A 23,946-nucleotide genomic window follows, 5' to 3' on the forward strand; every position below is an offset into this window, starting at 1 on the left:
GTTAGCCCAGGCCCCAATAGACCCGCACCGCCGCCAGGTCAAAGAGGGCGTGGCCCACGCTCTTGAAGAGAACCGGGTCCCCCTCGGCCCTCCGCCCTAAAAGCGCCTCCCGCAGGGGGACCACCGGCTTGGCCAAGCCCTGGAGCTCCCCGGCTTCCCAGAGGGCGTCCTCGGTGTCGCAATAGACCGCCGCCCTTTTCACCAAGGCCTCCGGCACCTCGCGCATCTCCGGGCGGAAGCTCCCCACGGCGGCGATGAAGGCCCCTTCCGGCACCTCCTCAGGGAGAACGGGGGTGGGGCTTGGGGTGGCGGTGACCACGAAGGCCACCTCGGAAGGCACCCTCTCCCCCGTCCATTCCTCAGCCTCTAGGCCCAGGGCCCTGGCCTTCTGCAACAGCGCCTCCACCCGCTCCCGCCTTCGTCCCCGCACCCACACCCGGGTGAGGGCAAGGCCCTGGTGGAAGGCCTCGAGGTGGGCCTCCCCTTGCGCCCCAGGGCCCACCAACAAAAGCGCCCCCTCCTTCCTGGGGGCCAGGAGCCTGGCCGCCAGCAGGGAAAGGGCGGCGGTGCGCCAGCGGGTGAAGACCTCCCCCGGCAGGTGGACGACCTCCCCGGTGTCCAGGCGCTTGGCCCACACCTCCGCCTGCACCCGCGGCTCCCGGTGGGCCTCCACCGTCACCAGCTTGCACACCGCCACCTCCCCGTCCGTCGCCGGCATGACCAGAAACTGCCCCTGCGGCAGGGAAAGGGTCTGCCTCCTGGGGGCCTCCGCCCCCCTTAGGAGCACCCCCTTGAGGGCCTCCGCCAACCTTACATAGTCCATGCCCATAGAATGCCCCACATGCAGGCCCTCCTCAACACCGTGGTTCCGGTGGCCCTGGTGGTCCTCTCCGGGTACCTCCTTGGGCGGCGGGTGGCCATGGACCTCACCACCCTAAGCCGCCTCACCCTTTACCTCCTGGTGCCAGCCCTCATCTTTGACGCCATGTACCGGGCGGAATACTCCCGCGAGGGCCTTTTAGGCCTCACCCTGGGCTTCGCCCTCACCTACGCCCTCCTCTACCTCCTCATCCTGGGGGCGGGGCGGCTCCTTGGCCTCTTCCCCGAGGCCGCCAAGGGGCTTTTGGTGTGTAGCCTCTTCCCCAACTCCGGCAACATGGGCCTCTCCCTCACCTTCTTCGCCCTGGGGGAGGAAGGCTTAAGGCGGGCGGTGGTCTACTTCATCCTCTCCAGCGTGGTCATGTTCGGCCTGGGCCCGGCCTTCATCCGGGGGGGTGGCTTTAGGGAAGGCCTCCTTTTCACCCTGCGCCTTCCCCTCTTCTACGCCCTTTTCTTGGGCCTCTTCTTCAAGGCCCTAGGCATCGCCCTTCCCTTCCGCCTGGACGAGGGGGTGCGGCTCATGGGCCAGGCGGCCATCCCCGTCCTCCTCCTCACCCTGGGAATGCAGATGGCCAAAACCCCCTTCCAGATCGGGGCCTTTGAGGGGGTGGCCAGCGGGCTACGGCTCCTGCTTGCCCCCCTCATCGCCTATGGGGTGGGCCTCCTCCTGGGGCTACCGGCCCTGGAACACCAGGTGCTGGTCCTCCAGTCGGCCACCCCGGTGGCGGTGAACGCCTTCCTCATGACCAAGGAGTTCGGAGGGGACGCCCTAAGGGTGGCCCGCAGCGTGGTGGTCTCCACCTTCCTGGCCTTCCTCACCGTTCCCCTGGTCCTTTTCCTCATCGGGGTCCGGTAGGCTTGGGGTGCCCAGGTCCAGCTGGAAAAGCGCCCGCCCCCCCCAAAGCCCTAAAAGCCGGTGGTACCCCTCCCCCAAGGGGAAGAAGGCCTCGTAGGTGCCAGGCGCTTCCAAGAAAAGGGCCTTCTCCTGGAGGAGGGTTTCCTCCCGGTACCACCGGAGAAGGAGGTAGCCGGGAGCATCCAGCCTTTCCACCCGGAGGGAAAGCCGCGCCCTTTCCCCTTCGGCAAGAAGCCGGGCCACCACGAAGGGGCGCTCGGGGGGCGGGGGCCTGCCGGGGTCTAGGGGGAGGAAGGTGTAGCGGCACCCGGCGAGAAGAAGGAGGAGCGCCACCCAAGCCATTGCCGGCCCGCCCGGGGCCGGAAGGACCCTCACCGCCCCTCCCCCGCGGTGCAGAGGGCGAGGAGGGCCAAAGCGGCCGTCTCCGCCCGGAGGATGCGCCTGCCCAAGGTGACCGGGGTAAACCCCCGGGCCTCCAAAAAGTCCACCTCCTCCTCGGCGAAGCCCCCTTCCGGCCCCACGGCGAGGGCGAGGGGCTTTTCCGGGTCCAGGACCTCCCGCACCCGGGCGGTGGCCCCCACGTGGGCCACAAGGCCCTGGGCCACCTCGGGCACCGCCTTTAGGGGAATGGGGGGAAGGATCTCGGGGACCACCACCCGCCCCGACTGCTTCGCCGCCTCGAGGGCGATGGCCCGGAGGCGCCTAAGCTTCCCCTCCCCCATCTCCTTGGGGACGGAGTGCCGGGTGATGAGGGGCTGGATCCGGGTGGCCCCGAGCTCTGTGGCCGAGCGCACCACCTCGGAAAGCTTATCCCCCTTGAGGAGGGCCACGTAAAGGACCACCTCCACCCCCACCTCCCTCTCGGGCCTCCGCTCCTCCAGGACGCGGTAGCGCAAGGGGGGGCCCAGGTCCACCACCTCGGCCAGGGCCTCCCGCTCCCCGTCAAAGACGGTGAACCGGTCCCCCACCCGGGCCCTCAGGACCTCCACCAGGTGCCGGGTCTCCCGCAAGGGGAGGACCCCCGTGAGGCCGGGGCTAAAGGCGCGGTGGGGCCGCACGCTCACCTCCCATAGGCCAGGAGGACCCATTCCCCTTCCGCCTCCTCCTCCAAGGGCCTGAACCCCGCCCCCGCCATGGCCTCGCGCACCAGGGGGGCCCGGTCCTTGAGGATCCCCGTGAGGAGGGCCCGCCCCCCGGGGGCGAGGGCCTCGGCGTAGCGGGAGGCGAGCTCGGCGTGGAGCTCGGCGTAGAGGTTCGCCACCAGGAGGTCAAAGGGGCCGAAGGGGAGGGCGGCCTCGAGGCTTCCCTCCAAAAAGCGGGGGCGCACCCCGTTCCGCTTGGCGTTCGCCTCCGCCTGGGGGAGGACCATTGGGTCAATGTCCACCCCCAGGGCCTTCCCCCCGAGCTTCTCGGCGGCGATGGCGAGGACACCGCTTCCCGTGCCCAGGTCCAGGACCTTGTCCCCGGGGCGGAGGTGGCGGGCGAGGGCCTTTAGGGCGAGGCGGGTGGTCTCGTGGTGCCCGGTGCCGAAGGCCATGCCGGGCTCAATGACCAAGGGGATCTCCGCCCCCTCCCAGGTGTGCCAGGGGGCGAGGACCACGAAGGGCGGGGCCAGGGCGGGCTTAAGGTCGCGCCGCCAGGCCTCGAGCCAGTCCTCGTCGCCCACCTCCTCCCACACCCCCTCGTAGGGGAGGTCCACGGGGGCGGGGAAGAAGGCCCAGACCTCCCCCTCCCGCTCCCAAAGCCCCCGCGCCCCCCGGTCAAAGAGCCCGGGGAGGATGGGGTCCAAGGCCTCGAGGGTGCCCTTAAGCCGGTAAACCCACACGCCTCAGGATACTGGCTTCACCCGGTAGCGGCAGCACCTCCCCCCTCGGCGATCCGCTCCTCCCGCGCCAGGGGGAGGCCCAAGGCCTCCTCGTAGGCCAGAAGCTCGCTTTGGCAGAGGGCCTCGTGCTCCTTGGAGAGGGCGAGCTTGGGACATCGGCGCTGGCAGAGGTAGAGGGCCCCCTCCTCCTCCACCACCTCCGCCTCGTACCCCCTTTCCCGAAGGAAAGCCGCGAGGCGCTCAAGCCGCGCCCGCACGGGAAGCCCCTCGAGGCCCAAGGGGGCGAGGAGGGCCCGGTTCCGCTCCAACAGGACCCGCACCACCCCCTCCCGCCCCAAGGCAGCCTCCAGGCCCTTGAGGACGTCCCCGCAGAGGGCGGCGTAGGGGGCCTCGGGGTCCAGGGCCCGCCAAAGCCGGTAGGGCCTGCCCCGGCCCGGACACCTCCGTACCTCCGAGGCCACGAGCCCCTTAGCCTCCAGGTCCTGAAGGTGCTTCTGGGCAGCGGTGCGGCTTATCCCCAAAGCCTCCGCCACCTCCTTGGCGGTGCGGGGCCGGGCGCGGAGGAGGTCCAAAACCCGTTCCTTGGTGCCCTCTAAAAGAAGCGCCATGCTAGACCATGGGCAGGGTGAGGAAGGTCTGGACGCTTAGGGCAGCGGCGAGCTCCCGGGCCGCCCTGAGGAAGGCCTGGGCCTCCTCCCCTTCCGGGTCCTGGACCAGGATGGGCACGCCCTTGTCACCGCTTTCCCGCAAGGCCAGGGTGAGGGGAACTTCCCCCAGAAAGCGGGTTTGGAGCCTTTCCGCCAGGCGCTTCCCGCCCCCTTCCCCGAAGATGGGGGTGGGCTTGCCGCAGTGGGGGCAGAGGAAGGCGCTCATGTTCTCCAGGACGCCGAGGACCGGGACCTGGAGCTTCCGGAACATGTCCGCCGCCCGCTCAGCGTCAATGAGGGCCACCTCCTGCGGCGTGGTGACGATGACCCCGCCCGAGACCTGGGTGAGCTGGGAAAGGCTGAGCTGCACGTCCCCCGTCCCCGGGGGGAGGTCCACCACCAGGTAGTCCAGCTCCCCCCAGTTCACGTCCTGCAGGAACTGCTTCAGGGTGCCGTGGAGGATGGGCCCCCGCCAGGCCAAGGCCTGCCCCGGGGGGACGATGTTGGCGATGGAGAGGACCTTGATCCCGTGGGCCTCCAAGGGGAGGATCCTGCGGTCCTGGTCCACCTTGAGGCGCATGCCCTCGAGGCCGAACATCTTTGCCTGGCTCGGCCCGTAAAGGTCGGCGTCCAAAAGGCCCACCTTGGCCCCTTCCCGGCTTAAGGCCAGGGCCAGGTTGGCGGTCACGGTGCTCTTCCCCACCCCGCCCTTGCCCGAGGCCACGGCCACCACGTGCTTGACCCCGGGGAGGGCGTAGCGCTCGGGGGGACGCACGCCCCCGCCAAAACGCACCCGCACCTCCTCCGCCCCCAAGGGGGCGAGGGCCCGCTTAATGTCCGCCTCAATCTGGCCTTTTAAAGGGCAGGCGGGGGTGGTGAGGTTCACCAGGAGGTCCACCCGCCCCCCCTCTACGCGGACCTCGCCCACCATGCCCAAGGAGACGAGGTCCTTGCCGAGCTCGGGGTCCATCACGGTGCGGAGGGCCTCGAGGACCCGCTCTTCCGTAAGCGCCATACCGGGCCTAGAGTATACCCCAGGATAGTTTTGGGCAAGGGCGAAAGGCACAAAGGCCGGGTATACTCGTCTCGTGTACCCCGAGTGGCGCAAGCGACGCTTCTTTGAGCTCCACCTCGCCTGGCTCGTCCAGGGGCCTAGGGGCTACGACCTCCTCTTCAAGATCAACCCCTATAGCCTCTACGCCACCCGGGAGGAGGCCCTGGAGGCCGCCCGGGCCCTTGTGGAGAAGGGGCGCCTGGACCAGGACGAGCGGGTGGGCCGGAACAAGGCCCCCGTCCTCCTCTCCGAGGAGGACAAGGCCCGCTTCCTCCTCCTCCTGGAACGGGGCAAGGCCCTCCTCCCTCTGGACCGGTACGCCCTATTGGGAGAGGTGGCGGAGGTGGAGGAGCGCCTCCTCTTCCGCGCCCCCTTCGCCGACCCCAAGAACGCCCTGAAAAGCCTCGAGGGGAAGCGGGTGCGCCTCCACGCCACCCCCCTCAACGACCCCGAGGCGGAAAGCGCCCTCCTCGCCGAGGGGCCCCTGGCCGTGGACGGGGAGGGGATCGCCGTGGGGAGCTTCCGCCTTTCCGTCCCCCCGGAAACCCCCATAGAGGGCCTCGCCCTGGAGGAGGCCTTCTTCGTCCTGGGGGAGACCCGCTACTACCTCTACAGCCTCGAGGCCGCCTAAGGCCTCCAGCCGGAAGGCGCCGCCCGGTAAGGGGGCGAGGCGCCCCGGGCCACCTCCACCCGGAAGAGGCGGCTTAGGGTGAGGCTTCCCCCCGTGGCCCGGACCCGCCCAAGGCCCTCCTCGAGGAGGGCCCCGAGCTCCAGGAGGAAGCGGTCCTGCCGCGCCTTCTCCACGGGGAGGGCCCCGAAGGTGAAGCAGGCGGGGTTGTCCGCCTTGGGGCAGTGGGGCGCAAGCCAGAGCACCCCGCCCCGGAAGTACACCCGCCACCCCCCGAGGTCCACCCGGTACCCCGCCCGCAGGTGGTCCCGGTACTGCTCGGAGAGCCTGCGCCAAAGCTCCTGGGCCTCCTTTGTCTTGGGGCTTAGGGTGTAGCGCCAGGGGCCAGGCCCCGCCTCGGTGTGGCTCCGGCTCTCGTAGAGGCGCCAGTCCTGGGCCAGGGCCAGGCCCAAAAGGGACAGGGCGAGAACCAACCAACGGGTCATCGGACCCATTTTACCTAACCTGCTTAGCGCAGCAGGGAAAAGAGGGCCAGGGCCACCCCGATGAGGGTGAAGAGGAGCATGGTCTTGTTGAAAGCGGTGTTGATCTCGGCCTTCACCTCCTGGCGTAGGCTCTCCAAGCGGTTTTTCACCTCCTGGATCTGCCCTTCCAGCTTGGCCTCCACCTGCTGAATCCGGCCTTCCAGCTTGGTTTCCACCTGCTGGATTTGCCCTTGCAGCTTGGCCTCTACCTGCTGGATCCGCTCTTCCAGCTTGGCCTCTACCTGTTGGATTTGCCCTTGTAGCTTAGCCTCTGCCTGCTGGATCCGCCCCTCCAGCTTGGCTTCCATCCCCTGCATCTCCCCCTGAGCCCATCAATGCGCCGGGAAAGATCCTGGATCAGGGGGGGAAGCATCTGGACCGTGGCCTCCACGATCCCTTCCAGCTTCTCTAGCCGCTCTAAAAGCCGGTCTTCCGGCATATCTCCATGCTACTCCATCCCCCTTTAGGGGGCTCGTGGTATACTCACCGTCCGATGAGCGCGCCCATCCGCTTCGGCACCGAAGGCTTCCGCGGGGTCATCGCCCGGGAGTTCACCTTCGCCACCCTCCACCGCCTGGCCGAGGCCTACGGCCGCCACCTCCTGGAGCGGGGCGGCGGGCTCGTGGTGGTGGGGCACGACACCCGCTTCCTTGCGGACGCCTTCGCCCGGGCCCTTTCGGGCCACCTCGCGGGGATGGGCCTAAAGGTGGTCCTCCTAAAGGGGCCCGTCCCCACCCCCCTCCTCTCCTTCGCCGTGCGCCACCTCAAGGCGGCGGGCGGGGCCATGCTCACCGCGAGCCACAACCCGCCCCAGTACCTCGGGGTGAAGTTCAAGGACGCCACCGGGGGGCCCATCGCCCAGGAGGAGGCCAAGGCCATCGAGGCCCTGGTCCCCGAGGAGGCCCGGGCCCTGGAGGGGGCCTACGAGACCCTGGACCTGCGGGAGGCCTACTTTGAGGCCCTAAAGGCCCACCTGGACCTGAAGGCCCTCTCCGGCTTTTCCGGCGTCCTCTACCACGACAGCATGGGCGGGGCGGGGGCAGGCTTCCTCAAGGGCTTCCTCCGCCACGCGGGCCTGGAGATCCCCGTAAGGCCCATCCGGGAGGAGCCCCACCCCCTCTTCCACGGGGTGAACCCCGAGCCCATCCCCAAGAACCTGGGGGTGACCCTGGCGGTGCTGGGCCCCGAGACCCCCCGAGCTTCGCCGTGGCCACGGACGGGGACGCGGACCGGGTGGGGGTGGTCCTCCCCGGTGGGGTCTTTTTCAACCCCCACCAGGTCCTCACCACCCTGGCCCTCTACCGCTTCCGCAAGGGCCATAGGGGCCGGGCGGTGAAGAACTTCGCCGTGAGCTGGCTTCTGGACCGGCTGGGGGAGAGGCTTGGCTTTGGGGTCACCACCACCCCGGTGGGCTTCAAGTGGATCAAGGAGGAGTTTCTTAAAGGAGATTGTTTCATCGGCGGCGAGGAGTCCGGGGGCGTGGGGTACCCCGAGCACCTGCCCGAGCGGGACGGGATCCTCACAAGCCTCCTTCTCCTGGAGAGCGTGGCCGCCACGGGGAAGGACCTGGCCGCGCAGTTCAAGGAGGTGGAGGCCCTCGCGGGCCTCACCCACGCCTACGACCGCCTGGACCTCCCCTTAAAGGCCCCCCTGGACCTCACCCCCTTCCGCGAACCCCGCCCCCTGGCCGGCCTCACCCCCAAGGGGGTGGACACCCTGGACGGGGTGAAGTGGCTTTACGAGGAGGCCTGGGTCCTCTTCCGGGCCTCGGGCACGGAGCCCGTGGTGCGGATCTACGTGGAGGCCCAAAGCCCCGAGCTCGTCCGGGCGCTTCTGGAGGAGGCGCGGAAGCTCGTGGAGGGCTAGCGTCCGTGGGCCTCACCCCTCGCCTCTGGGCCAAGGTGGGAAGGGCGTGGCAAAGCCCCACCCTGCGCAACCTCTTCTACCTCTACGCCGTCCAGGCGGCCAACTACCTTTTCCCTCTCGTCACGTTGCCCTACTTGGCCCGCGTCCTGGGACCCGAGGGGTTCGGCAAGCTCGCCCTGGCCCAGGCCCTCTCCCAGTACCTCTACATCGTCCTGGAGTATGGCTTCTCCCTCTCCGCTACCCGGGAGGTGGCCAGGTGGCGGGACCGGCCGGAAGCCCTCCAAAGCATCCTGGGCGGGGTCTTGGGAGCCCGCGCACTCCTTTCCTTGCCGGCGGCAGGAATTGCCCTGCTCGCCCTTTACCTTTTCCCCCCCCTGCAGGGCGAGTCCGGCCTGATTTGGGGAGGCTTTCTTCTCGCCTTGGGAATAAGCTTGAGCCCGGTATGGTTCTTTCAAGGCATGGAACGCATGGGGGCGGTGGCCCTCATGGAGTTTTTCGTCCGCCTTCTGGCCACGCTCGGTGTCTTCTTCCTCGTGCGCTCCCCGGCGCAGGTGGCCTGGCCCCTCTACCTCCAAGCCCTCGCGTCCTTGGCGGTAGGTTTCGTGGGCCTCGCGTGGGCGGCGTCTTGGGTGGGGTTGCGCTGGCCCCGGTTCGGAGAGGCCTGGACCTGGCTCAAACGGGGCTTTGGCCTTTTTTTCTTTCGTGCGGTGGTGAGCCTGTACACCACGGCCAACGTGCTCTTGGTGGGGCTTTTCCTTCCCCCCGCCCAGGTAGCCCTTTATGCGGGGGCGGAAAAGCTCACCAAGGCCTTGATCCCCATGTGGGAACCCTTCAATCGGCTCTTTCTTCCCCGCTTCTCCCACCTTCTGGAGAAGAGCCCGAGAGAAGCCACCTGGCTCGCTCAACGGGTGGGCGGCATGATGCTCCTGCTGGGCCTTGCCGCGGCAGGAGTTCTGACTTACGCTTCCCCCCTCTTGGTACGACTGCTCTTGGGACCCGGATATGAAGGGGCAGTACCCTTGATGCGGATCCTGGCCTGGCTGCTTCCCTTGGTTGCCCTCTCCAACTTCCTTGGCATCCAATGGATGCTGGCCCAGAAGATGGACCGCCCTTTCAACGCCATCATCTTTGCCGCTGGGCTTTTGAACGTCGCTCTAGCCCTCCTCGTGGTGCCCCGCTATGGTGCCCTGGGAATGGCCTGGGTAGTGGTCCTATCCGAAGCCTGGGTGACCGGGGCCGTGTTAGCCTATCTGTGGTGGAGAGGCCGGCTGCCCTGGAGGCCATATGAGGGTTGACTACCTGATCGTGGGCGCGGGCTTCACCGGGGCCACCTTGGCGGAAAGGCTCGCCGCCGCAGGCAAACGGGTTCTGGTGGTGGACAGGAGGGACCACATCGGGGGCAACGCCTACGACGAAACGGACCCCCACGGGGTCCTCGTCCACCGCTACGGACCCCACATCTTCCACACCAACAGCAAAAAGGTCTTTGACTACCTCTCCCGCTTCACCGAGTGGCGGCCCTATTACCACCGCGTCCGCGCCGTGGTGGAGGGCAAGAAGGTCCCCCTCCCCTTCAGCCTCGCCACCCTCCGCGCCCTCTTCTCCCCAAGGCTCGCCGACCGCCTGGAAGAAAAGCTCATCGCCCGCTTCGGCTACGGCGCCCGCGTCCCCATCCTCCGCCTCCGGGAAGAAGAGGACCCCGACCTCCGCTTCCTCGCCGACTATGTCTACAAAAACGTCTTTGAAGGCTACACCCTCAAGCAGTGGGGCCTGCGCCCCGAGGAACTCTCCCCTTCCGTGACCGCTCGGGTCCCCGTCCTGGTGAGCCACGACACCCGCTACTTCCAGGACGCCTACCAGGCCATGCCCAAGGAGGGCTACACCGCCCTCTTCCGCAGGATGCTCGCCCACCCCAACATCAAGCTCCTCCTCCAAACCGACTGGAAGGAGGTGGAAGGGGAGGTCAAGTTTGCGCACCTCATCTTCACCGGGCCCCTGGACGAGTTCTTCGGCTACCTCCACGGGCCCCTCCCCTACCGCTCCCTCCGCTTCCGGATGGAACTCCACCCCGGTCCCTGGGCCCAGGAGGTGGGTACGGTGAACTACCCCAACGAGCACCCCTACACCCGGGTCACGGAGTTCAAGCACCTCACGGGGCAGGACTACCTCCCCCACTCCACCCTCTGCTACGAGTACCCCGAGGCCTACACCCCGGGCAAAAACGAGCCCTACTACCCCGTCCCCAGGGAGGAGAACGAGGAACGCTACCGGCTCTACCTGGAGGAGGCCAAGAAGCTTAAGGGCGTCTACTTCGCAGGAAGGCTCGGCGACTACCGCTACTACAACATGGACCAGGCGGTGGCCAGGGCTTTGAAGCTCTTTGAGGAGATCGCCCATGGGTGAGCGGGTTTGCGCGGTGATCGTGACCTATAACCGGAAGGCTCTCCTCAAGGAATGCCTGGAGGCGGTGCTTGCCCAGACCCGCCCCCCGGACCACGTCCTGGTGGTGGACAACGCCTCCACCGACGGCACCCCAGAGATGCTCCAGGAAGAGTTTCCCCAGGTGGAGGTCCTCCGCCTCCCCGAAAACCAGGGCGGGGCCGGGGGGTTCCACGAGGGGATGAAGCGGGCCTACGAGCAGGGCTTTGACTGGCTGTGGCTCATGGACGACGACACCATCCCCAGGGCTAAGGCCCTCGAGGCCCTGCTGGAAGCTGCGCGGGTTTTTGAGAAGCGCCTAGGCCGGACGGCTCTCCTGGCCAGCCTAGTGCGATGGACAGACGGATCCCTTCACCCTATGAACACCCCTACACCGCACGTGTCGGACGGGGAGTTGCTTGTTGAAGCCCTAGAGATGAGGGCTCTCCCTATCCGTTCCGCTTCTTTTGTTTCATTACTCGTTGCCCGATGGGTAGTAGAAGCCTATGGCTTCCCCATAAAAGATTACTTCATCTGGAACGATGACGTAGAATATACTGCTCGCATCCTTAGACGAGAAAAAGGTTTTTGGGTACCTCAGAGTGAGGTGGCTCATCACACAAAGAAAAAATACACCCCGTTGCACACCAGCTCCCCTGACCGTTTTTATTACGAGGTAAGGAACAAGATTTGGATGCTGACAAAGAGCCAGGCTTGGTCTCCCAAAGAAAAGGCTAAACTAGGGCTTCGCTTGCTTATCGACATAAGGCAGTTCCTCAAGGTTAACAGCTTTTCTCCAAACGCTTGGAAAGTGGTTTTGCTCGGAGCAAAAGACGGATTATGGAAAGCGCCCAGAAATTAAAAAAGATCTCCTTGATCTTGTGTACCATAGAGCGTACAACGGAGCTAGAGCGCTTCCTTCAGTCTTTGGTCAGGCAAAGTTATCCAAATTTTGAACTAATCATTGTGGATCAAAACAAGGACGAACGCCTTGTGCCTCTCACACGGAGATTCCAAAAGCATTTCCCCATTCTTCATCTACGTTCCGACAAAGGCCTTTCGCGGGCGCGCAACGTGGGGCTCAAACACGCCAGCGGCGACATTATCGCCTTCCCCGACGACGACTGCCTCTATCCACCGAACCTTCTAGAGAGAGTGGCTCGCTGGTTCAACGAACATCCCGAATGGCACGGCTTAACAGGACGCTTGGTGGACGCCAACGGCCTTCCAAGCAGCGGGAGATGGGATAACAAGGAAGGCGCGGTGAACCGCTACAATGTTTGGCGCAGAGGCATATCCTGTACCATGTTCCTCCGGAGGGAGGTGGTGACCGCGGTGGGCCCCTTCGACGAAGACCTGGGGGTTGGTGCGGGCACCCCCTGGGGTTCCGGAGAAGAAACGGACTACCTGATTCGGGCTTTAGAAGCCGGCTTTCGCATTTTCTATGACCCCAACCTTTGGGTGGTCCACCCGAACAAAGAACCCACACCTACAACCGCTTATCGCTATGCTTTGGGTCTGGGGAGGGTTTTGCGCAAGCATGGTTACCCTTTTTGGTTTGTGGCCTACTATTGGCTTCGTCCGTTGGGGGGCGTCTTGCTGTCTCTCTCAATGGGGAAGGTGGACAAAGCCCGGTACTACTGGGCGGTATTGGGGGGAGGCTCCTAGGGTGGTTATCAAAAGAGTAAAGACGGGCTCTGCCACGAAGTTGGCCGATTTAGGGATCTGGATCGCAATTGTCGTGTTTGTTGTCGCTCAATTTGTTGAGGTTTCGCTGTTCTCAATTGGCAATATTCCGATTACTTTGCAAAAGGCTTTAGCTGCTGTTCTTTATCCATTCTCTGCAATCCTAATGGGGCGCATACGTGTGAGCAGGTATATGGTCTTGTTCGCACTTGCTCTCCTGGTTTCCTATACCATAGCTTTTTTGGCAAACGCATATTTGCCGCCTGAGGCTGGATCTGCATTCATTGTTATACTGATAGGTTTTGCAGGTGCAACAGTGTTGTACACGGCATTGACCTTGAACGGCGAGAAGGGTTTTCGCAGGCTGGCGTATACGTGGCTTACCTTTTCTGTAATCACCGCGCTAATCACTGTGTTGCAGGCGGTAGGTGTTTTCCCCTTTCTTACCGTTCCAGAAGAGCACCTCCAATTCAGAGAGGCTGGTGTTGGGTTATATCGTGGTGTTGGGTTAAAATTTGATCCTAATTTTCAGGCATTGATGTTGGTTATTGGGCTTGCATTTGCTCTGTCTTATGTTTCAACAGCGTGGCGTCGATTTGTCGTGGTTAGCGTGATTCTCCTTGGAATTATCGGAACTTTCTCTCGCATGGGCTTAATTTTAGCAGTGCTGCTGATAATCGCCAATCCAGTTGTTCGGGCATTAAATGGAAGAAGAGGTTTTGCTAGAGCCCTTGTGAACGTGGCGGTTCTTATTCTTGTTGTCTCAGTTATGGGTTTTGTTCTGCATGTTTGGGCTCCCCGAGCGTCAGTGAATACTTAGGTCGGCGGTTTGCTGAAGTCTGGGATGGTTTGATTATCCTTGTTTCAGGGAACAGTGCAAGCTCCGCTGAACACTTGTCCTCAGCAGAAACGCGCGCCCTTTTGGCAAAAGCAGCGCTAACGCTTGCTCTTCAGAACTGGACTGTAGGAGTTGGAGCCTACCAGACAGATCGTGTGATTTTTGAGTATGTTGGAATAGACAACGTGGCTCACAACACATATTTAGAACTTTTCCTAATAGGCGGCATTTGGGGAATACTAAGCGTTTTATGTTATGTGGTTATTGTGCTGCGTGGCCTCTGGGGTGGAGGTAACTGCCAGTTTGTTGCGGTGCAGAGAAACACCCTTCTTACCCTCACCCTAGCATTTGCTTTTGCTGGGATGTTCCTCAGTTTAACTTACAACTCAATTATCTGGTTACCCATAGCTATCGCTCTCGCAACGCGAGAGTGGGTGAGAGGACGCAGATGATTCTGGCTGACACACGTTGGATTGGTTTGCACGGTATCGGTCGCTTTGCTCGCGAGGTTATAGCCCGTCTTTCTCACGTTAGTCCGCTCCCAGGTAGCTTATCGCTCCTGCATCCCTTCGAGGCGATCTGGCTAAGCACGTTGTTGCTACGCGTGCGCCCTCGCGTATACTTTAGCCCTGGGTTCAACCCCCCTCTTTGGAGTCCGGTTCCCCTCGTTTTCACGATCCACGACTTGATTCACGTGCGCTTCCCGGAGGAAACGAACCCGCGTAAGCGCGCTTATTATCACTTTGTAGTGCGGCCAGCCACTGCTAGGGCTTACCGAGTGCTGACCGTTTCAGAGTTCTCCAAGCAGGAGATTTTGGAGTGGGCTGGATTGCCTGAGGAAAAGGTGGTGGTGGTTGGCAACGGCGTGGGGCCGGAGTTTTCTCCTCAGGGAAAACGATATGAACCCGGGTATCCCTATGTGTTTTACGTAGGGAACACGAAGCCGCACAAGAACTTCAACCGCCTCCTGGAGGCCTTTGCTCGCTCGGGGCTTCTAGGGGAGGTGCGGTTGGTTTGTACGGGAACCCCGAGTGCGCGGGTGCGGGGCCTTATTCAAGAGCTTGGTCTTGAGAAACATGTCGTTTTTGCGGGGACTATTCCCGATGAATTACTCCCCGCTTATTATCGGGGGGCTTTAGCGTTGATTCTCCCGTCCCTGTATGAAGGGTTTGGTCTGCCCGCTCTAGAAGCCATGGCCTGCGGTACTCCTGTGGTCACCTCGAGCGTCACTTCGCTGCCGGAGGTGGTGGGGGATGCGGCGGTGCTGGTAGACCCTTACGACGTTGAATCGATTGCCTGGGGTGTTCGGCGAGTGGTTGAAGATAGTTCCTTGCGAAAAGAGCTTCGGCGCAAGGGGCTTAAGCGCGCCAAGCAGTTCTCCTGGGATAAGACCGCCGAGCTCACGTGGAAAGTTCTACAAGAAGCAGCTCAGGAAGGGTAGTTTTGGGTTATGCTTGTCGCTTTCGTTCACGACTGGCTTACTGCATACGCTGGTGCAGAAAAGGTCCTGGAGGCGGCGCTAGAGCTCTATCCTACTGCGCCCATTTACACGCTGGTCTACCAGCAAGAAAGCTTTAAGGGCTCGCGGATTGCGGAGCACCCTGTGCATACCTCGTTTATCGAGCGCTTGCCTAAGGGGCGGGAAAAGTACAGGGCGTACCTTCCTCTAATGCCCCTTGCGATTGAGCAGTTCGATTTGAGCGGTTACGATGTGGTGATCTCAAGTTCCCATGCGGTAGCCAAGGGTGTGCTCACCCGTGCGGATCAGCTTCACATCAGCTACGTTCACACGCCCATCCGCTACGCTTGGGACCTGCAGTTTCAATATCTCAAAGAGGCGGGCATAGAGCGCGGTTTAAAAAGTACCATCGCTCGGGCAATCCTACACTACATTCGGCTTTGGGATGTGGCAAGTTCAAACCGAGTGGACGTGTTCGTGGCCAACTCCCACTATGTAGCTCAACGTATTTGGAAGATGTACCGACGTGAAGCACAAGTGATCTACCCACCTGTGGACGTGGATCGCTTCACGCCGAAGGGCCAAAGAGAGGACTTCTACCTCACGGTGTCACGCTTTGTGCCTTACAAAAAAATAGATCTAATCGTAGAAGCCTTCACCCGATTGGGGCTTCCGCTAGTGGTGATCGGTGACGGACCGGACTTTAACAAGGTGAAGCGTATCGCTGGTCCTAACGTTCAACTGCTCGGCTACCAGCCCGACACCGTAGTCAAGGACTATATGGAGCGCTGCAAGGCTTTTGTCTTCGCAGCGGACGAAGATTTCGGCATCACGCCGGTGGAGGCCCAAGCCGCGGGAGCTCCAGTCATCGCCTACGGCAGGGGCGGCGTGACCGAAACAGTACTCCACGGGGAAACGGGACTCTTTTTCCAAGAGCAAACCGTGGAGAGCCTGCTTGCAACCGTACGCGCGTTTGAATCGGGGGAATACCAGTTTGACCCTGAACGCCTCCGCCAAAACGCCGAACGTTTTTCAAAAAAACGCTTTCAACACGAATTCGCGGAACTGGTAGAACGCGAATGGGCAAAATTCACAAGGGTTCGTGGGGTCCGGTAGTAGCATAACACCAGTATGCAGGCGAGGCCACGTACCCAAACCATCGTTCGCCCCATCAACGTAACCACTCGCCCCCTACTCACCGTACTCCTTCTTTTAGCTTCGGACTTAGGGGCTTTGGTTTTAGCCGGAGGGCTCTCCGTAGGGGTCCGGTTTCTTTGGGACGGCAGCTTCAACCCAGCCCTCTACGTGTCGCTTTGGCCGGTAATCGGGCTTTTTGTGTTGGCTTACGCCCTCATGGGTCTCTACCCCGGTATAGGAAAAGCCCCGGCAGAAGAGCTGCGCCAACTTACGCTCACGACGACGCTGGTCTACCTCGTACTCGGCGCGGCAACCTTCTTATTCAAGGTAGGGGATACCTACTCGCGGGCAACCTTCCTTGGTGCATGGGCACTCTCGGTAGTCCTGGTGCCTCTAAGCCGTGCCCTCACGCGCCACCTTTTTGCCCACAGAAAGTGGTGGGGCTATCCGGCCGTGGTGCTCGGGGCCGGGGAAACCGGACGCATGGTGGTGCAGACGCTCAAGCGGCAACCGGGACTAGGCCTGAAGCCGGTGGCCGTTTTGGACGATGATCCGGAAAAACAGGGGGTAATGGAAGGCGTACCCGTACTTGGTGGCCTGGATCTGGCTCCGGCGCTGGCACGCGAACTGAGGGTGCGACACGCCATCGTGGCGATGCCGGGGGTGCCGCGGGCCAAGCTGCTGGAAGTCTTAGAGCAACACGGTCACGCGTTCCCTCACCTAGTCCTAATCCCCGACCTCTTTGGCTTTTCCAACCTTTGGGTTACAACAAAGGACCTCGGGGGATACTGGGGCTCGAGGTACGCCAGCAGCTGCTACTACCGGGACCGCGCCTTGCGAAACGCATCATTGACGTTGGCCTTTCCCTCATTGGGGGTCTGTTACTTTTACCTTTTCTAGCACTAATCGCTATCCTTATCAAATTGGACTCGCCAGGTCCTGTACTGTACGGCCACACGCGGATTGGCCAGAACGGACGGCGGTTCAAAGCTTGGAAATTTCGTTCCATGGTGAAGGATGCCGACAAGGTTCTCAAGGAATATCTAGAGAAACACCCTGAACTACGCGAAGAATGGGAACGAGATCAAAAACTTCGGAGCGATCCTCGCGTGACACGGATAGGACGGATACTGCGCCAAACAAGCTTGGACGAGCTGCCTCAACTTTGGAACGTGCTGCGAGGGGAAATGAGCCTCGTGGGACCCCGGCCGATTGTTCAGGATGAGGTGATAAAGTACGGCGAAAAATTTGCCCTTTATATCAAAGTAAAGCCAGGCATGACTGGGCTTTGGCAGGTCTCGGGGCGCAACGACACCACCTATCAGGAACGTGTGAATCTGGACATCTACTACATCCGCAACTGGTCCCTTTGGCTTGACCTCTACATCCTGGCCCGGACGGTGTGGGTGGTGCTCACGCGGAAGGGAGCGTACTAGGGTAAAGTGGAGCGCGTATGATGGAAGCACCCCAGGAGGAAATCACCCTACGGGACATCGTGGAGGTTTTAAAGCGGCACCGCGTCTACCTTTGGACCTTCCCCCTCCTCTTCGGCGCGGTGGCCCTCATCTACGGCTTTTTCATCGCCGAGCCCACCTACGCCTCCACCGCTACCCTAAGCGTGGCCCCGGTGCAGGTGCAGGCCCAGCTGGAGCAGAGGATCCAGGTGCAGCAGGCCACCCCCATCACCTTTGAGGGCCTAAAGGCCCTGGCCCTCTCCGAGGAGGTGGTAGGGGGGTGTGGGAGGTGCTAAGGCAAGAGGGGAGGCTTCCCACCCGCTGGCAGGACCAGGGGAACCTCAGGGGCGTGGAGCGGATGCTCCGGGACCTCCAGGTGAAGGACATCTCCCCCAAGGTCCAGGCGGCGAACCCCAACCAGGTGCCCCCCATCGTGGCGACCTTCACCGTCAAGGCTCCCGACCCCCAAGTGGCGGCTAAGGCGGCGAACCTCTGGGTGGAGGCGGTGAAGCGCAAGGTGAACGAGATCCCCCTGCAGCGCCTTAAGGCGAGCCTCCTGGCCCTCGAGGAGCAGCTACCCCCCGCGGAGAAGGCCTACCGGGAGGCCCAGGCGAGGTGGGAGGCCTTCCAGAAGGCCACCACCCTCCCCCAGGACAAGGCGGAGCTGGAGGCCAAGACCGGGGAGCGGGTGAGCCTGGACCAGGAGCTTTCCGGCCTGGAGCGGGACCTTTCGGCGGTGCGGGGGCGGATAGAGGCCCTAAGCCGGGAGGCGGACCGCCAGGCCCGGCTCGTGCCCCTGAACACGAGCCCCGAGCAGCTCGCCATCATCGGCAAGCGCCTCCAGGAGGCCCAGGCCGCCCTGAAGGGAGAGACGGAGAAGGCCCGGCAGGCCTATCTGGCGGCGGCCAAGGCCCTCGAGACCTTCAAGGGACGGGAGCGCATCCCCGTGTGGCAGGCGGAGCTTTCCGCCTACACGGAAGGCTACGCCTCGGCCCAGGCCCGGCTCGTCGCCCTGGAGAAGGACCTGGCGGTGAAGCGGACCCAGCTCGCCGAGGCGCAAAGCCGCTTCGCCCAGTACAAGGCGGAGATCCCCGGCCTTTCCGTGGAGAACCTGGTGGCCGGGCTCACGGTGGAGGAGGCCCAGGCCCTGGTGGCCGAGCGCCTGAGGGAGGCGGACGCCCGGCTCAAGCAGGCGGAGGCGGCCTGGCAGGCCTACCAGAAGGAGAGCCAACTCTCGGTGCTCAAGCAGCAGCTTGGGGGCTTCGCCGACCGGGTGGCGGGGATCCGGCAGCGGCTGGAAAAGATCCCCACGGAAAGGGCGGTCTTGCAGACCAGACTCCAAGCCGTGGAAGCCGAGCTGGCCAAAGAGCCCAAGCTCCTCGCCCTGGAGCGGGAGATCGTGGCCGACCCCGCGGTGGCCGCCGTCATCGCCCGCGGAGGCGACCTCCAGGCCCTGGTGGGCCTCAAGCTCAAAAACCAGGAGCTCAACCCCACCCACCAGAAGCTCCTCTCCACCGCCTTGGACCTGCGGGCGGACCTGGCGGCTTTGGACCGGGAGGAGCGGGCCTTGCGGGAGGAGGAGGGGAAGCTACTTCCCCAGGTGGAAGACCTGCAGGCGCGGGTGGCGGAGGAGGAGGCGAGGCGGGCCCGGCTGCTGACGGAGCTGGACGTGGCCCGGGACGTGTACAACGCCGTCTACCGCTACGCCGAGACCCTCAAGCAGATGGCCTCGAGGCCCAAGGACCGCCTCCGGGAGGTGAGCCCCGACGTCCTCCGCTACCGGGACCAGGTGGTGGGGCTCCAGGCGGAGATCGCGGCCCTGGAGGCGGAGAAGGCGGCCCTCACCCGCAACCTGGCCGAGTACGACCGCCGCATCCAGGAGCGCCGGGCCCAGATCGCCCTTCAGGAGCGGGAGAAGGAGGCCATCACCCTGGAGTACAACACCAAGAAGGCCGCCTACGAGGCCCTCCGGTCCCGCTACGACCAGATCGCCACCCTCACCGCCCAGGACCTCGCCTTTGATAACCCCAACCCCGAGTACCAGCGCCTGCGCTCGGCCCTCATAGACGCCCAGGCGGAGGAGGCGAGGCTTCTTGCCAGGAAGGCGGCCCTTCAGGCCCGCATCGCCCAGGTGGACGCCCGTATCAACGTCCTCAAGGACCGGGTGGCCCGGGCTCAGGTGGAGCAGGACACCCTAAGCCAGGCCCTGGAGCTCGCCAAGAACGCCTACCTGGCCCTGGCCCAGAAGCGCACGGACCTGGAAATCCAGATCGCCAGCAGCCAGGAGGCCTGGGCCTCCATCCTGGCCCCCGCTTACCCCGTCTACGAGAAAGTGGCGCCCAGGCGGGGCCTCCTCTTCGCCCTGGCGGTGGCCTTGGGCCTGATGCTCGGGGTGATGGCCGCCTTCGTGGCCGAGGCCCTAAGGCCCCAGGAGGCCCCTTCCGGGGGAAGCGCATGAACCGGGCGCGCGACTGGATGCGGCAAGCCGAGCGGGACCTTGAGCACGCCCAAAAGAGCCTGGAGCTTGGCCACTGGGAATGGGCTTGCTTCGCCGCCCATCAGGCGGCGGAGAAAGCCCTCAAAGCGGTTTATTTCGCCTTGGGGGCCGAGGCCTTCGGCCACGCGCTCACCCACCTCTTGGCCGGTCTTCACGAACGGCTCAACTTGACCCCCGAGCTCAGGCGCTGCGCCCTGGTGTTGGATCGGCTCTACATCCCCACGCGCTATCCGGACAGCTGGGAGGCGGGTGCCCCTCTAGACTACTATGGAGAGGAGGAGGCTCGGGATGCGCTCCTTTGTGCAGGAGAAATCCTACGGTTCGGTCAAAGTGTTCTGGCTGGACCGGGAGAGACTTCTTCAGGCCCTTGAAGAAAAGGCGGCCGAGCTCCTCGCCACCTTCCCCGAGGTCCTCGCCGTGGTCCTCTTCGGCTCCTTGGCCCGGGGAGAGGCGACGCCGCGGAGCGACGCCGACCTCCTCCTCCTCGTGGGGGAGGCTCCCCCCTTCCTGGAGCGCCCCGGGCGTTACCTTCCCCTTTTCGCTGATCTGGGTTTTCCCGTGGACCTTTTCGTCTACACCCCGAAGGAGGCCGAGGCCAATCCCCTGGCCCGGCGAGCCCTGGCGGAGGGCCGGGTTCTCGCCGAGCGGAAGGGCTAGGGGCGGGCCACCTCCTCCAGCGTCCTCTCCGCCTCCTCCATGTACCGGTCCCAGGGGATGAGGGCGTAGCCCCCCTCCCTCCGGGCGGCGTAGTAGGGGAGGGCGAGGGAGAGGGGGGTCCGCACCTCCGGGTAGGCCCGCACCAGGGCGGGAGGAGGCTTAGGCCGGGGCTTGGGCTGCCTAAGGCGCTCCAGGATGAGGCTTAGCCTATAGGGGCGCATCAGTTCCTCCGCACCTTCTTGTTGAGGAAGTCCAGGAGGAGGTACTTGCCGATGTTCCTGGGGCTCGTGAGGTAAGCCTTGCCCCGGGTGATCTGGGCAAGCTTCTTCACGAAGGCGAGAAGCTCGGGTTCCCGGGCGAGCATGAAGGTGTGGATGGGGATGCCTTCCCGCCGGGCCAAGGTGGCCTCCTTTAGGGTTTCGGCCAGGATTAGGGGGTCCAGGCCCCAGGCGTTTTTGTAGATCTCCCCGCTCGGCAGGGTGAGGGCGGAGGGCTTGCCGTCGGTGATGAGGATGATCTGCTTCATCTCCCCGCCCATCTTCTTAAGGAGGGTCCGGGCGAGCTCCAGGCCCGCCTTGGTGTTGGTGTGGTAGGGGCCCACCTGGGCCAGGGGGAGCTTGGCCAGGGGGATCTCCTCGGCGGTGTCGTGGAAGAGGACGAAGCGGACCCTATCCCCGGGGTACTGGGTGCGGATGAGGTGGGCGAGGGCGAGGGCCACCTTCTTGGCCGGGGTGAAGCGGTCCTCGCCGTAGAGGATCATGGAGTGGGAGCAGTCCAGGAGGACCACGGTGCTCATGCTGGCGGTGTACTCGGCGAGGTCTATGACCAGATCCTCGTGGGAAAGGCCTTCCAGCCCCTTGGCCATGGCCTTCTTGAGGGTCTCGGGAACGTTTAGGTCCAAGGGGTCCCCCCACTCCCAGGGCTTGGTCTCCCCCGTCTTCTCCACCCCGGGGGCGTGGTGGGGGGTGGGGTGGAGGCCCGGGGGGTTGCGGCCCAGGGCCCCGAGGAGCTCCCGGAGGCTTTTCAGGCCGAGGAAGTCCGAGGCCTTCTCCGTGAGCTCCAGGCGGGCCTCCCCCGCCTCGCCCCGGTAGCCGCCCTGGGCGGGCTCCGTGGGGTCCTCCCCGGGAAGGCGCAGGTAGCCCGCCTCCTGGAGTTTCCGGATCATCCCCTGGATGGCCTGGTAGAGCCTCGTCTCCTCCTTGCGGTCGGCGAAGCGGGCCTCGCGGAGCCAGTCTTCCGGCACCAGCTCGTTTTGGAGGAGGGCCTGGAGGAGGGCGTCGTAGAGGTCCTCGAGGGTGGGCTGGCGGTTAGGGTCCGAGTCGTAGCGCTGGAAGGGGTCGGAAAACCCCGAGTCCAGGAGGAAGTCCTCCAGGAGGGAGAGGATCTCCTCGGGGGGAAGCTCTTCCAGGCCTCCCTCGTAGCGGCTATAGCGGATGGCCTTCATCGTTGCAACCTCCCCAAGATCTGTTCCATGAGCCTGGCGTAGTCCGGAAGCCGTCGGAAGAGGGCCCGGGCCAGGTCCTCGTTGTAGGTGTGGACCGTGAGGCTGCGGTCGTCCACCATGCCCAAGGCCAGGCGGGCTTCCTCGTCCCTGAGTAGACCCACCTCCCGGGCCAGGCGGATAACTCCCTTGGGGCTTGCCCCCTCCAGCCCCTCCACCTCCCGGAGGTAGGCCTGGAGGGCCTTCCAGAAGGCCTCAAAGGTGTACTCAAAGCGCTGGATGGCGGCGTCCCGCTCCACCGGGCTCGGGTCTTCCAAGAAGGCCAGCTCCTTCAGCGTGGCCAGGGCCTTCTCCGCGACCTGGATCCGTTCTAGAACTCGGCCCAAAGCACCCCCTCCCTAAGCACCCGCTCCCGGAAGGCGGGCTCGGCCTCGGCGAGGTCCACGAGGTCCACCCGCCGCACCACGGGGGCCTCCTCCAGGGCCTCCCGGAGGAGGGGCATGAGGTCCTTAAGGGGTACGGGGGAGAGGAGGGCGAGGTCCAGGTCGGAGGCTTGCCTTCCCTCCCCCCGGGCGAAGGAGCCGAAGAGGAAAAGCCTCGCCCCCGTGCCCTGGAGGAAGGGCCTCAGGGCCCTTAGGACCGCCTCCTTGTCCCGGTCCAGGCTAGTTGCCATAGCTCCTCGGGCGCTCCGCCGCCTGGTAGGTCGCCTCGCCCCGGGAGAGCTTCCTTCGGCCCACCAGGCCCTCGAGGACGAACTCCCCGGCGGACAGCAAAACCTCAGGGGCTTCCCCCTCGGCCAGGGCCCGGGCCGCCTCCAGAAGCCCCGGGACCCCAGCCATGGCCTTAAGGGCCTCCTCCACGTCCCCCTCGGGCAGGGTGAGGAGGTTCCCCTCCTCAAAGTGGGCCACGATGGGCTCGGTCCTTAAGCGGTAGCGGGGAAGAACCAGGCCGAAGGCCCGCTGCACGATCTCCCGCGCCACCCTCTCCGCCCCCTGGAGCTCCCCTTCGTACTCCAACTCCAGCTTCCCGGTGATGGCGGGAAGCCCCTGGTAGAGGTCCAAGGGCCTCGCCACGGGCCTTCCCCCGTGGAGGAGGGCGCGGCGCTCGGCGCTTGCCGCCACCACCTCCAAAAGGCTGATGGCGAGGCGCTGGGAAACCCCCGCCGTCTGGTCCACGCGGCGGTCCTCCCGGGCGACGAAGGCCACGGCCTCCACGGAAAGCCTCACCCACTCCGGGACCAGGACCCCCTCCGGCACGTAGGCCTCCTGGGCGCTGATCCGGGCGCCCTCCTCCAAGGAGCGGGGGTAGTGGGTGCGGATCTCGCTCCCGATGCGGTCCTTCAAGGGGGTGACGATCCGCCCCCGGGCGGTGTAGTCCTGGGGGTTGGCGGTGAAGACGAGCCAGACGTCCAGGGGAAGCCGGAGGGGGTAGCCCCGGATCTGGACGTCCCCCTCCTCGAGGATGTTGAAAAGGGCCACCTGCACCTTGGGGGCGAGGTCGGCGAGCTCGTTCACGGCGAAGATCCCCCGGTTCGCCCGGGGCAGGAGGCCGTAGTGGATGCTCTCCAGGTCCGCCATCCCCGTGCCCCGCCTGGCCGCCTTGATGGGGTCCATGTCCCCGAGGAGGTCGGCCACGGTGGTGTCGGGGGTGGCGAGCTTCTCCACGTACCGGTCCTCCCGGGAAAGCCAGACGATGGGGGCGTCGTCCCCGGCCTCCTCCAGGAGGCGCTTTCCCTCGGGGGAGATGGGGTGGAGGGGGTTGTCGCGAAGCTCCGTGGCGAGGGCGGGAACCTCCTCGTCCAGGAGGCTCGTGAGGCTCCGCAGGATCCGGCTTTTCGCCTGGCCCCGGGTGCCGAGGAGGATGAAGTTCTGCTTGGCGAGGATGGCCTGGACCAGGGCGGGGATCACCGTGTCCTCGTAGCCGTGGATGCCGGGAAAAAGCCTCTCCCCACGCCTGAGCTTCTCCCGGAGGTTCTCCCTGGCCTCGTCCTTCACGGTGCGGCGGAGCTTCTCCAGGGGGTAGGTGCGCCTGAGTTCGCCTAGGGTCTTGGCCTTCACCCTTACCAGTCTAGGGGAAGGGA

At 64.5% G+C, this 23,946-nt stretch carries 26 protein-coding genes and 3 pseudogenes; 16 read left to right on the forward strand and 13 right to left on the reverse strand.

Annotated elements, in window-relative coordinates:
• Position 1: 1 nt before the first annotated feature.
• On the reverse strand, positions 2–823 hold the full coding sequence (locus tag AV541_RS07335) for a Rossmann-fold NAD(P)-binding domain-containing protein (protein ID WP_141607724.1): 822 nt from the start codon (positions 821–823) through the stop codon (positions 2–4).
• 9 nt (positions 824–832) lie between these two features.
• Between AV541_RS07335 and AV541_RS07340 the strand changes: the two genes are divergently transcribed.
• Positions 833–1,735, forward strand: a complete 903-nt coding sequence (locus AV541_RS07340) for an AEC family transporter (protein ID WP_081481456.1) — start codon at positions 833–835, stop codon at positions 1,733–1,735.
• Here AV541_RS07340 and AV541_RS07345 read toward each other — a convergent pair.
• The 5 genes and pseudogenes from AV541_RS07345 to AV541_RS07365 all read right to left on the reverse strand — a co-directional run bounded on the left by AV541_RS07345 (position 1,649) and on the right by AV541_RS07365 (position 5,222).
• Entirely contained in the window at positions 1,649–2,077 is a 429-nt protein-coding gene (locus AV541_RS07345; protein ID WP_038035265.1) for a hypothetical protein, read from the reverse strand. The two genes, AV541_RS07340 and AV541_RS07345, sit on opposite strands and share 87 nt — an antisense overlap.
• Positions 2,078–2,106: 29 nt before the next feature.
• Complete coding sequence (locus tag AV541_RS07350) at positions 2,107–2,793, reverse strand: 16S rRNA (uracil(1498)-N(3))-methyltransferase (protein ID WP_060384609.1); 687 nt, start codon at positions 2,791–2,793, stop codon at positions 2,107–2,109.
• Between the two features lie 2 nt (positions 2,794–2,795).
• A complete protein-coding gene (locus tag AV541_RS07355) occupies positions 2,796–3,560 on the reverse strand; it encodes a 50S ribosomal protein L11 methyltransferase (protein ID WP_060384610.1) in 765 nt (254 codons plus the stop codon).
• Positions 3,561–3,563: 3 nt separating this feature from the next.
• Positions 3,564–4,168 (reverse strand): annotated as a pseudogene (locus AV541_RS07360) (helix-turn-helix transcriptional regulator).
• 1 nt (position 4,169) lies between these two features.
• The gene (locus AV541_RS07365; protein ID WP_060384611.1) at positions 4,170–5,222 is read right to left on the reverse strand and encodes an Mrp/NBP35 family ATP-binding protein; all 1,053 of its coding nucleotides are present in this window, start codon (positions 5,220–5,222) and stop codon (positions 4,170–4,172) included.
• A 73-nt stretch (positions 5,223–5,295) separates the two neighbouring features.
• Between AV541_RS07365 and AV541_RS07370 the strand changes: the two genes are divergently transcribed.
• Positions 5,296–5,892 carry a hypothetical protein gene (locus tag AV541_RS07370; protein WP_008632047.1) on the forward strand — a complete coding sequence of 199 codons (597 nt, stop codon included), beginning with the start codon at positions 5,296–5,298 and terminating at the stop codon, positions 5,890–5,892.
• On the opposite strand, the gene AV541_RS07375 is transcribed toward AV541_RS07370, so the two are convergent.
• Together AV541_RS07375 and AV541_RS07380 are read right to left on the reverse strand one after the other, a co-directional pair.
• On the reverse strand, positions 5,889–6,383 hold the full coding sequence (locus AV541_RS07375; RefSeq protein ID WP_038035261.1) for a hypothetical protein: 495 nt from the start codon (positions 6,381–6,383) through the stop codon (positions 5,889–5,891). The genes AV541_RS07370 and AV541_RS07375 overlap by 4 nt on opposite strands.
• 14 nt (positions 6,384–6,397) lie before the next feature.
• Positions 6,398–6,730 (reverse strand): hypothetical protein, encoded by a 333-nt coding sequence (locus AV541_RS07380; RefSeq protein WP_420855373.1) that lies wholly within the window; start codon positions 6,728–6,730, stop codon positions 6,398–6,400.
• A gap of 176 nt (positions 6,731–6,906) precedes the next feature.
• On the opposite strand from AV541_RS07380, the pseudogene AV541_RS13140 reads away from it, so the two are divergent.
• From AV541_RS13140 to AV541_RS07430, 14 genes and pseudogenes are all read left to right on the forward strand, one after another.
• Positions 6,907–8,279 (forward strand): annotated as a pseudogene (locus tag AV541_RS13140) (phosphoglucomutase/phosphomannomutase family protein).
• 5 nt (positions 8,280–8,284) lie between these two features.
• Positions 8,285–9,574: a flippase gene (locus AV541_RS07390; RefSeq protein WP_060384612.1), complete on the forward strand. Its 1,290-nt coding sequence runs from the start codon at positions 8,285–8,287 to the stop codon at positions 9,572–9,574.
• Entirely contained in the window at positions 9,564–10,682 is a 1,119-nt protein-coding gene (gene glf / locus AV541_RS07395; RefSeq protein ID WP_060384613.1) for a UDP-galactopyranose mutase, read from the forward strand. Before AV541_RS07390 ends, glf begins: the two co-directional genes overlap by 11 nt.
• Positions 10,675–11,559, forward strand: a complete 885-nt coding sequence (locus AV541_RS07400) for a glycosyltransferase family 2 protein (RefSeq protein ID WP_060384614.1) — start codon at positions 10,675–10,677, stop codon at positions 11,557–11,559. The genes glf and AV541_RS07400 overlap by 8 nt, the downstream gene beginning before the upstream one ends.
• Positions 11,538–12,365, forward strand: coding sequence for a glycosyltransferase family 2 protein (locus AV541_RS07405; RefSeq protein ID WP_156423368.1), 828 nt, complete (start codon positions 11,538–11,540; stop codon positions 12,363–12,365). Before AV541_RS07400 ends, AV541_RS07405 begins: the two co-directional genes overlap by 22 nt.
• Position 12,366: 1 nt before the next feature.
• The gene (locus AV541_RS11430; RefSeq protein ID WP_156423369.1) at positions 12,367–13,203 is read left to right on the forward strand and encodes a hypothetical protein; all 837 of its coding nucleotides are present in this window, start codon (positions 12,367–12,369) and stop codon (positions 13,201–13,203) included.
• A gap of 29 nt (positions 13,204–13,232) precedes the next feature.
• A complete protein-coding gene (locus AV541_RS11435; protein ID WP_156423370.1) occupies positions 13,233–13,673 on the forward strand; it encodes a hypothetical protein in 441 nt (146 codons plus the stop codon).
• 59 nt (positions 13,674–13,732) lie between these two features.
• Positions 13,733–14,662, forward strand: a complete 930-nt coding sequence (locus AV541_RS11175) for a glycosyltransferase family 4 protein (protein ID WP_476756169.1) — start codon at positions 13,733–13,735, stop codon at positions 14,660–14,662.
• A gap of 9 nt (positions 14,663–14,671) precedes the next feature.
• Positions 14,672–15,796: a glycosyltransferase family 4 protein gene (locus tag AV541_RS07410; RefSeq protein WP_060384615.1), complete on the forward strand. Its 1,125-nt coding sequence runs from the start codon at positions 14,672–14,674 to the stop codon at positions 15,794–15,796.
• A gap of 117 nt (positions 15,797–15,913) precedes the next feature.
• Entirely contained in the window at positions 15,914–16,717 is an 804-nt protein-coding gene (locus tag AV541_RS13405) for a nucleoside-diphosphate sugar epimerase/dehydratase (protein WP_338064761.1), read from the forward strand.
• Positions 16,630–17,253: an exopolysaccharide biosynthesis polyprenyl glycosylphosphotransferase gene (locus AV541_RS13410; RefSeq protein WP_338064767.1), complete on the forward strand. Its 624-nt coding sequence runs from the start codon at positions 16,630–16,632 to the stop codon at positions 17,251–17,253. The genes AV541_RS13405 and AV541_RS13410 overlap by 88 nt, the downstream gene beginning before the upstream one ends.
• Before the next feature lie 17 nt (positions 17,254–17,270).
• Positions 17,271–19,729: pseudogene (locus AV541_RS07420) on the forward strand (Wzz/FepE/Etk N-terminal domain-containing protein).
• A gap of 17 nt (positions 19,730–19,746) precedes the next feature.
• The gene (locus tag AV541_RS07425) at positions 19,747–20,139 is read left to right on the forward strand and encodes a HEPN domain-containing protein (RefSeq protein ID WP_238529979.1); all 393 of its coding nucleotides are present in this window, start codon (positions 19,747–19,749) and stop codon (positions 20,137–20,139) included.
• Positions 20,057–20,425: a nucleotidyltransferase domain-containing protein gene (locus AV541_RS07430; protein WP_050927512.1), complete on the forward strand. Its 369-nt coding sequence runs from the start codon at positions 20,057–20,059 to the stop codon at positions 20,423–20,425. The genes AV541_RS07425 and AV541_RS07430 overlap by 83 nt, the downstream gene beginning before the upstream one ends.
• Here the strand turns inward: AV541_RS07430 and AV541_RS07435 are convergent.
• From AV541_RS07435 to AV541_RS07455, 5 genes are read right to left on the reverse strand one after another with little or no spacing between them, the layout of a single operon-like run.
• Entirely contained in the window at positions 20,422–20,646 is a 225-nt protein-coding gene (locus tag AV541_RS07435; protein WP_008632021.1) for a hypothetical protein, read from the reverse strand. The genes AV541_RS07430 and AV541_RS07435 overlap by 4 nt on opposite strands.
• Entirely contained in the window at positions 20,646–21,869 is a 1,224-nt protein-coding gene (locus AV541_RS07440; RefSeq protein WP_060384616.1) for a vWA domain-containing protein, read from the reverse strand. The genes AV541_RS07435 and AV541_RS07440 overlap by 1 nt, the downstream gene beginning before the upstream one ends.
• Positions 21,866–22,252, reverse strand: coding sequence for an HI0074 family nucleotidyltransferase substrate-binding subunit (locus AV541_RS07445; protein WP_008632019.1), 387 nt, complete (start codon positions 22,250–22,252; stop codon positions 21,866–21,868). The genes AV541_RS07440 and AV541_RS07445 overlap by 4 nt, the downstream gene beginning before the upstream one ends.
• Positions 22,237–22,539, reverse strand: coding sequence for a nucleotidyltransferase domain-containing protein (locus tag AV541_RS07450; protein WP_060384617.1), 303 nt, complete (start codon positions 22,537–22,539; stop codon positions 22,237–22,239). Before AV541_RS07450 ends, AV541_RS07445 begins: the two co-directional genes overlap by 16 nt.
• Positions 22,529–23,923: a sigma 54-interacting transcriptional regulator gene (locus tag AV541_RS07455; RefSeq protein ID WP_011228083.1), complete on the reverse strand. Its 1,395-nt coding sequence runs from the start codon at positions 23,921–23,923 to the stop codon at positions 22,529–22,531. Before AV541_RS07455 ends, AV541_RS07450 begins: the two co-directional genes overlap by 11 nt.
• Positions 23,924–23,946: the final 23 nt, after the last annotated feature.

The organism is Thermus parvatiensis (genome assembly GCF_001535545.1).
Taxonomy (GTDB): Bacteria; Deinococcota; Deinococci; order Deinococcales; family Thermaceae; genus Thermus; species Thermus parvatiensis.

Excerpts from the sequence above, each read along its gene's own strand:
- AV541_RS07450 (WP_060384617.1), bottom strand. The coding sequence starts at position 22,539 with ATGGCAACTAGCCTGGACCGGGACAAGGAGGCGGTCCTAAGGGCCCTG.
- AV541_RS07340 (WP_081481456.1), top strand. The coding sequence starts at position 833 with ATGCCCCACATGCAGGCCCTCCTCAACACCGTGGTTCCGGTGGCCCTG.
- AV541_RS07365 (WP_060384611.1), bottom strand. The coding sequence starts at position 5,222 with ATGGCGCTTACGGAAGAGCGGGTCCTCGAGGCCCTCCGCACCGTGATG.
- AV541_RS07425 (WP_238529979.1), top strand. The coding sequence starts at position 19,747 with ATGCGGCAAGCCGAGCGGGACCTTGAGCACGCCCAAAAGAGCCTGGAG.
- AV541_RS07440 (WP_060384616.1), bottom strand. The coding sequence starts at position 21,869 with ATGAAGGCCATCCGCTATAGCCGCTACGAGGGAGGCCTGGAAGAGCTT.
- AV541_RS07430 (WP_050927512.1), top strand. The coding sequence starts at position 20,057 with ATGCGCTCCTTTGTGCAGGAGAAATCCTACGGTTCGGTCAAAGTGTTC.
- AV541_RS07435 (WP_008632021.1), bottom strand. The coding sequence starts at position 20,646 with ATGCGCCCCTATAGGCTAAGCCTCATCCTGGAGCGCCTTAGGCAGCCC.
- AV541_RS07400 (WP_060384614.1), top strand. The coding sequence starts at position 10,675 with ATGGGTGAGCGGGTTTGCGCGGTGATCGTGACCTATAACCGGAAGGCT.
- AV541_RS07375 (WP_038035261.1), bottom strand. The coding sequence starts at position 6,383 with ATGGGTCCGATGACCCGTTGGTTGGTTCTCGCCCTGTCCCTTTTGGGC.
- AV541_RS07380 (WP_420855373.1), bottom strand. The coding sequence starts at position 6,730 with ATGCAGGGGATGGAAGCCAAGCTGGAGGGGCGGATCCAGCAGGCAGAG.
- AV541_RS07345 (WP_038035265.1), bottom strand. The coding sequence starts at position 2,077 with ATGGCTTGGGTGGCGCTCCTCCTTCTTCTCGCCGGGTGCCGCTACACC.
- AV541_RS07405 (WP_156423368.1), top strand. The coding sequence starts at position 11,538 with ATGGAAAGCGCCCAGAAATTAAAAAAGATCTCCTTGATCTTGTGTACC.
- AV541_RS07410 (WP_060384615.1), top strand. The coding sequence starts at position 14,672 with ATGCTTGTCGCTTTCGTTCACGACTGGCTTACTGCATACGCTGGTGCA.
- AV541_RS07335 (WP_141607724.1), bottom strand. The coding sequence starts at position 823 with ATGGACTATGTAAGGTTGGCGGAGGCCCTCAAGGGGGTGCTCCTAAGG.
- glf (WP_060384613.1), top strand. The coding sequence starts at position 9,564 with ATGAGGGTTGACTACCTGATCGTGGGCGCGGGCTTCACCGGGGCCACC.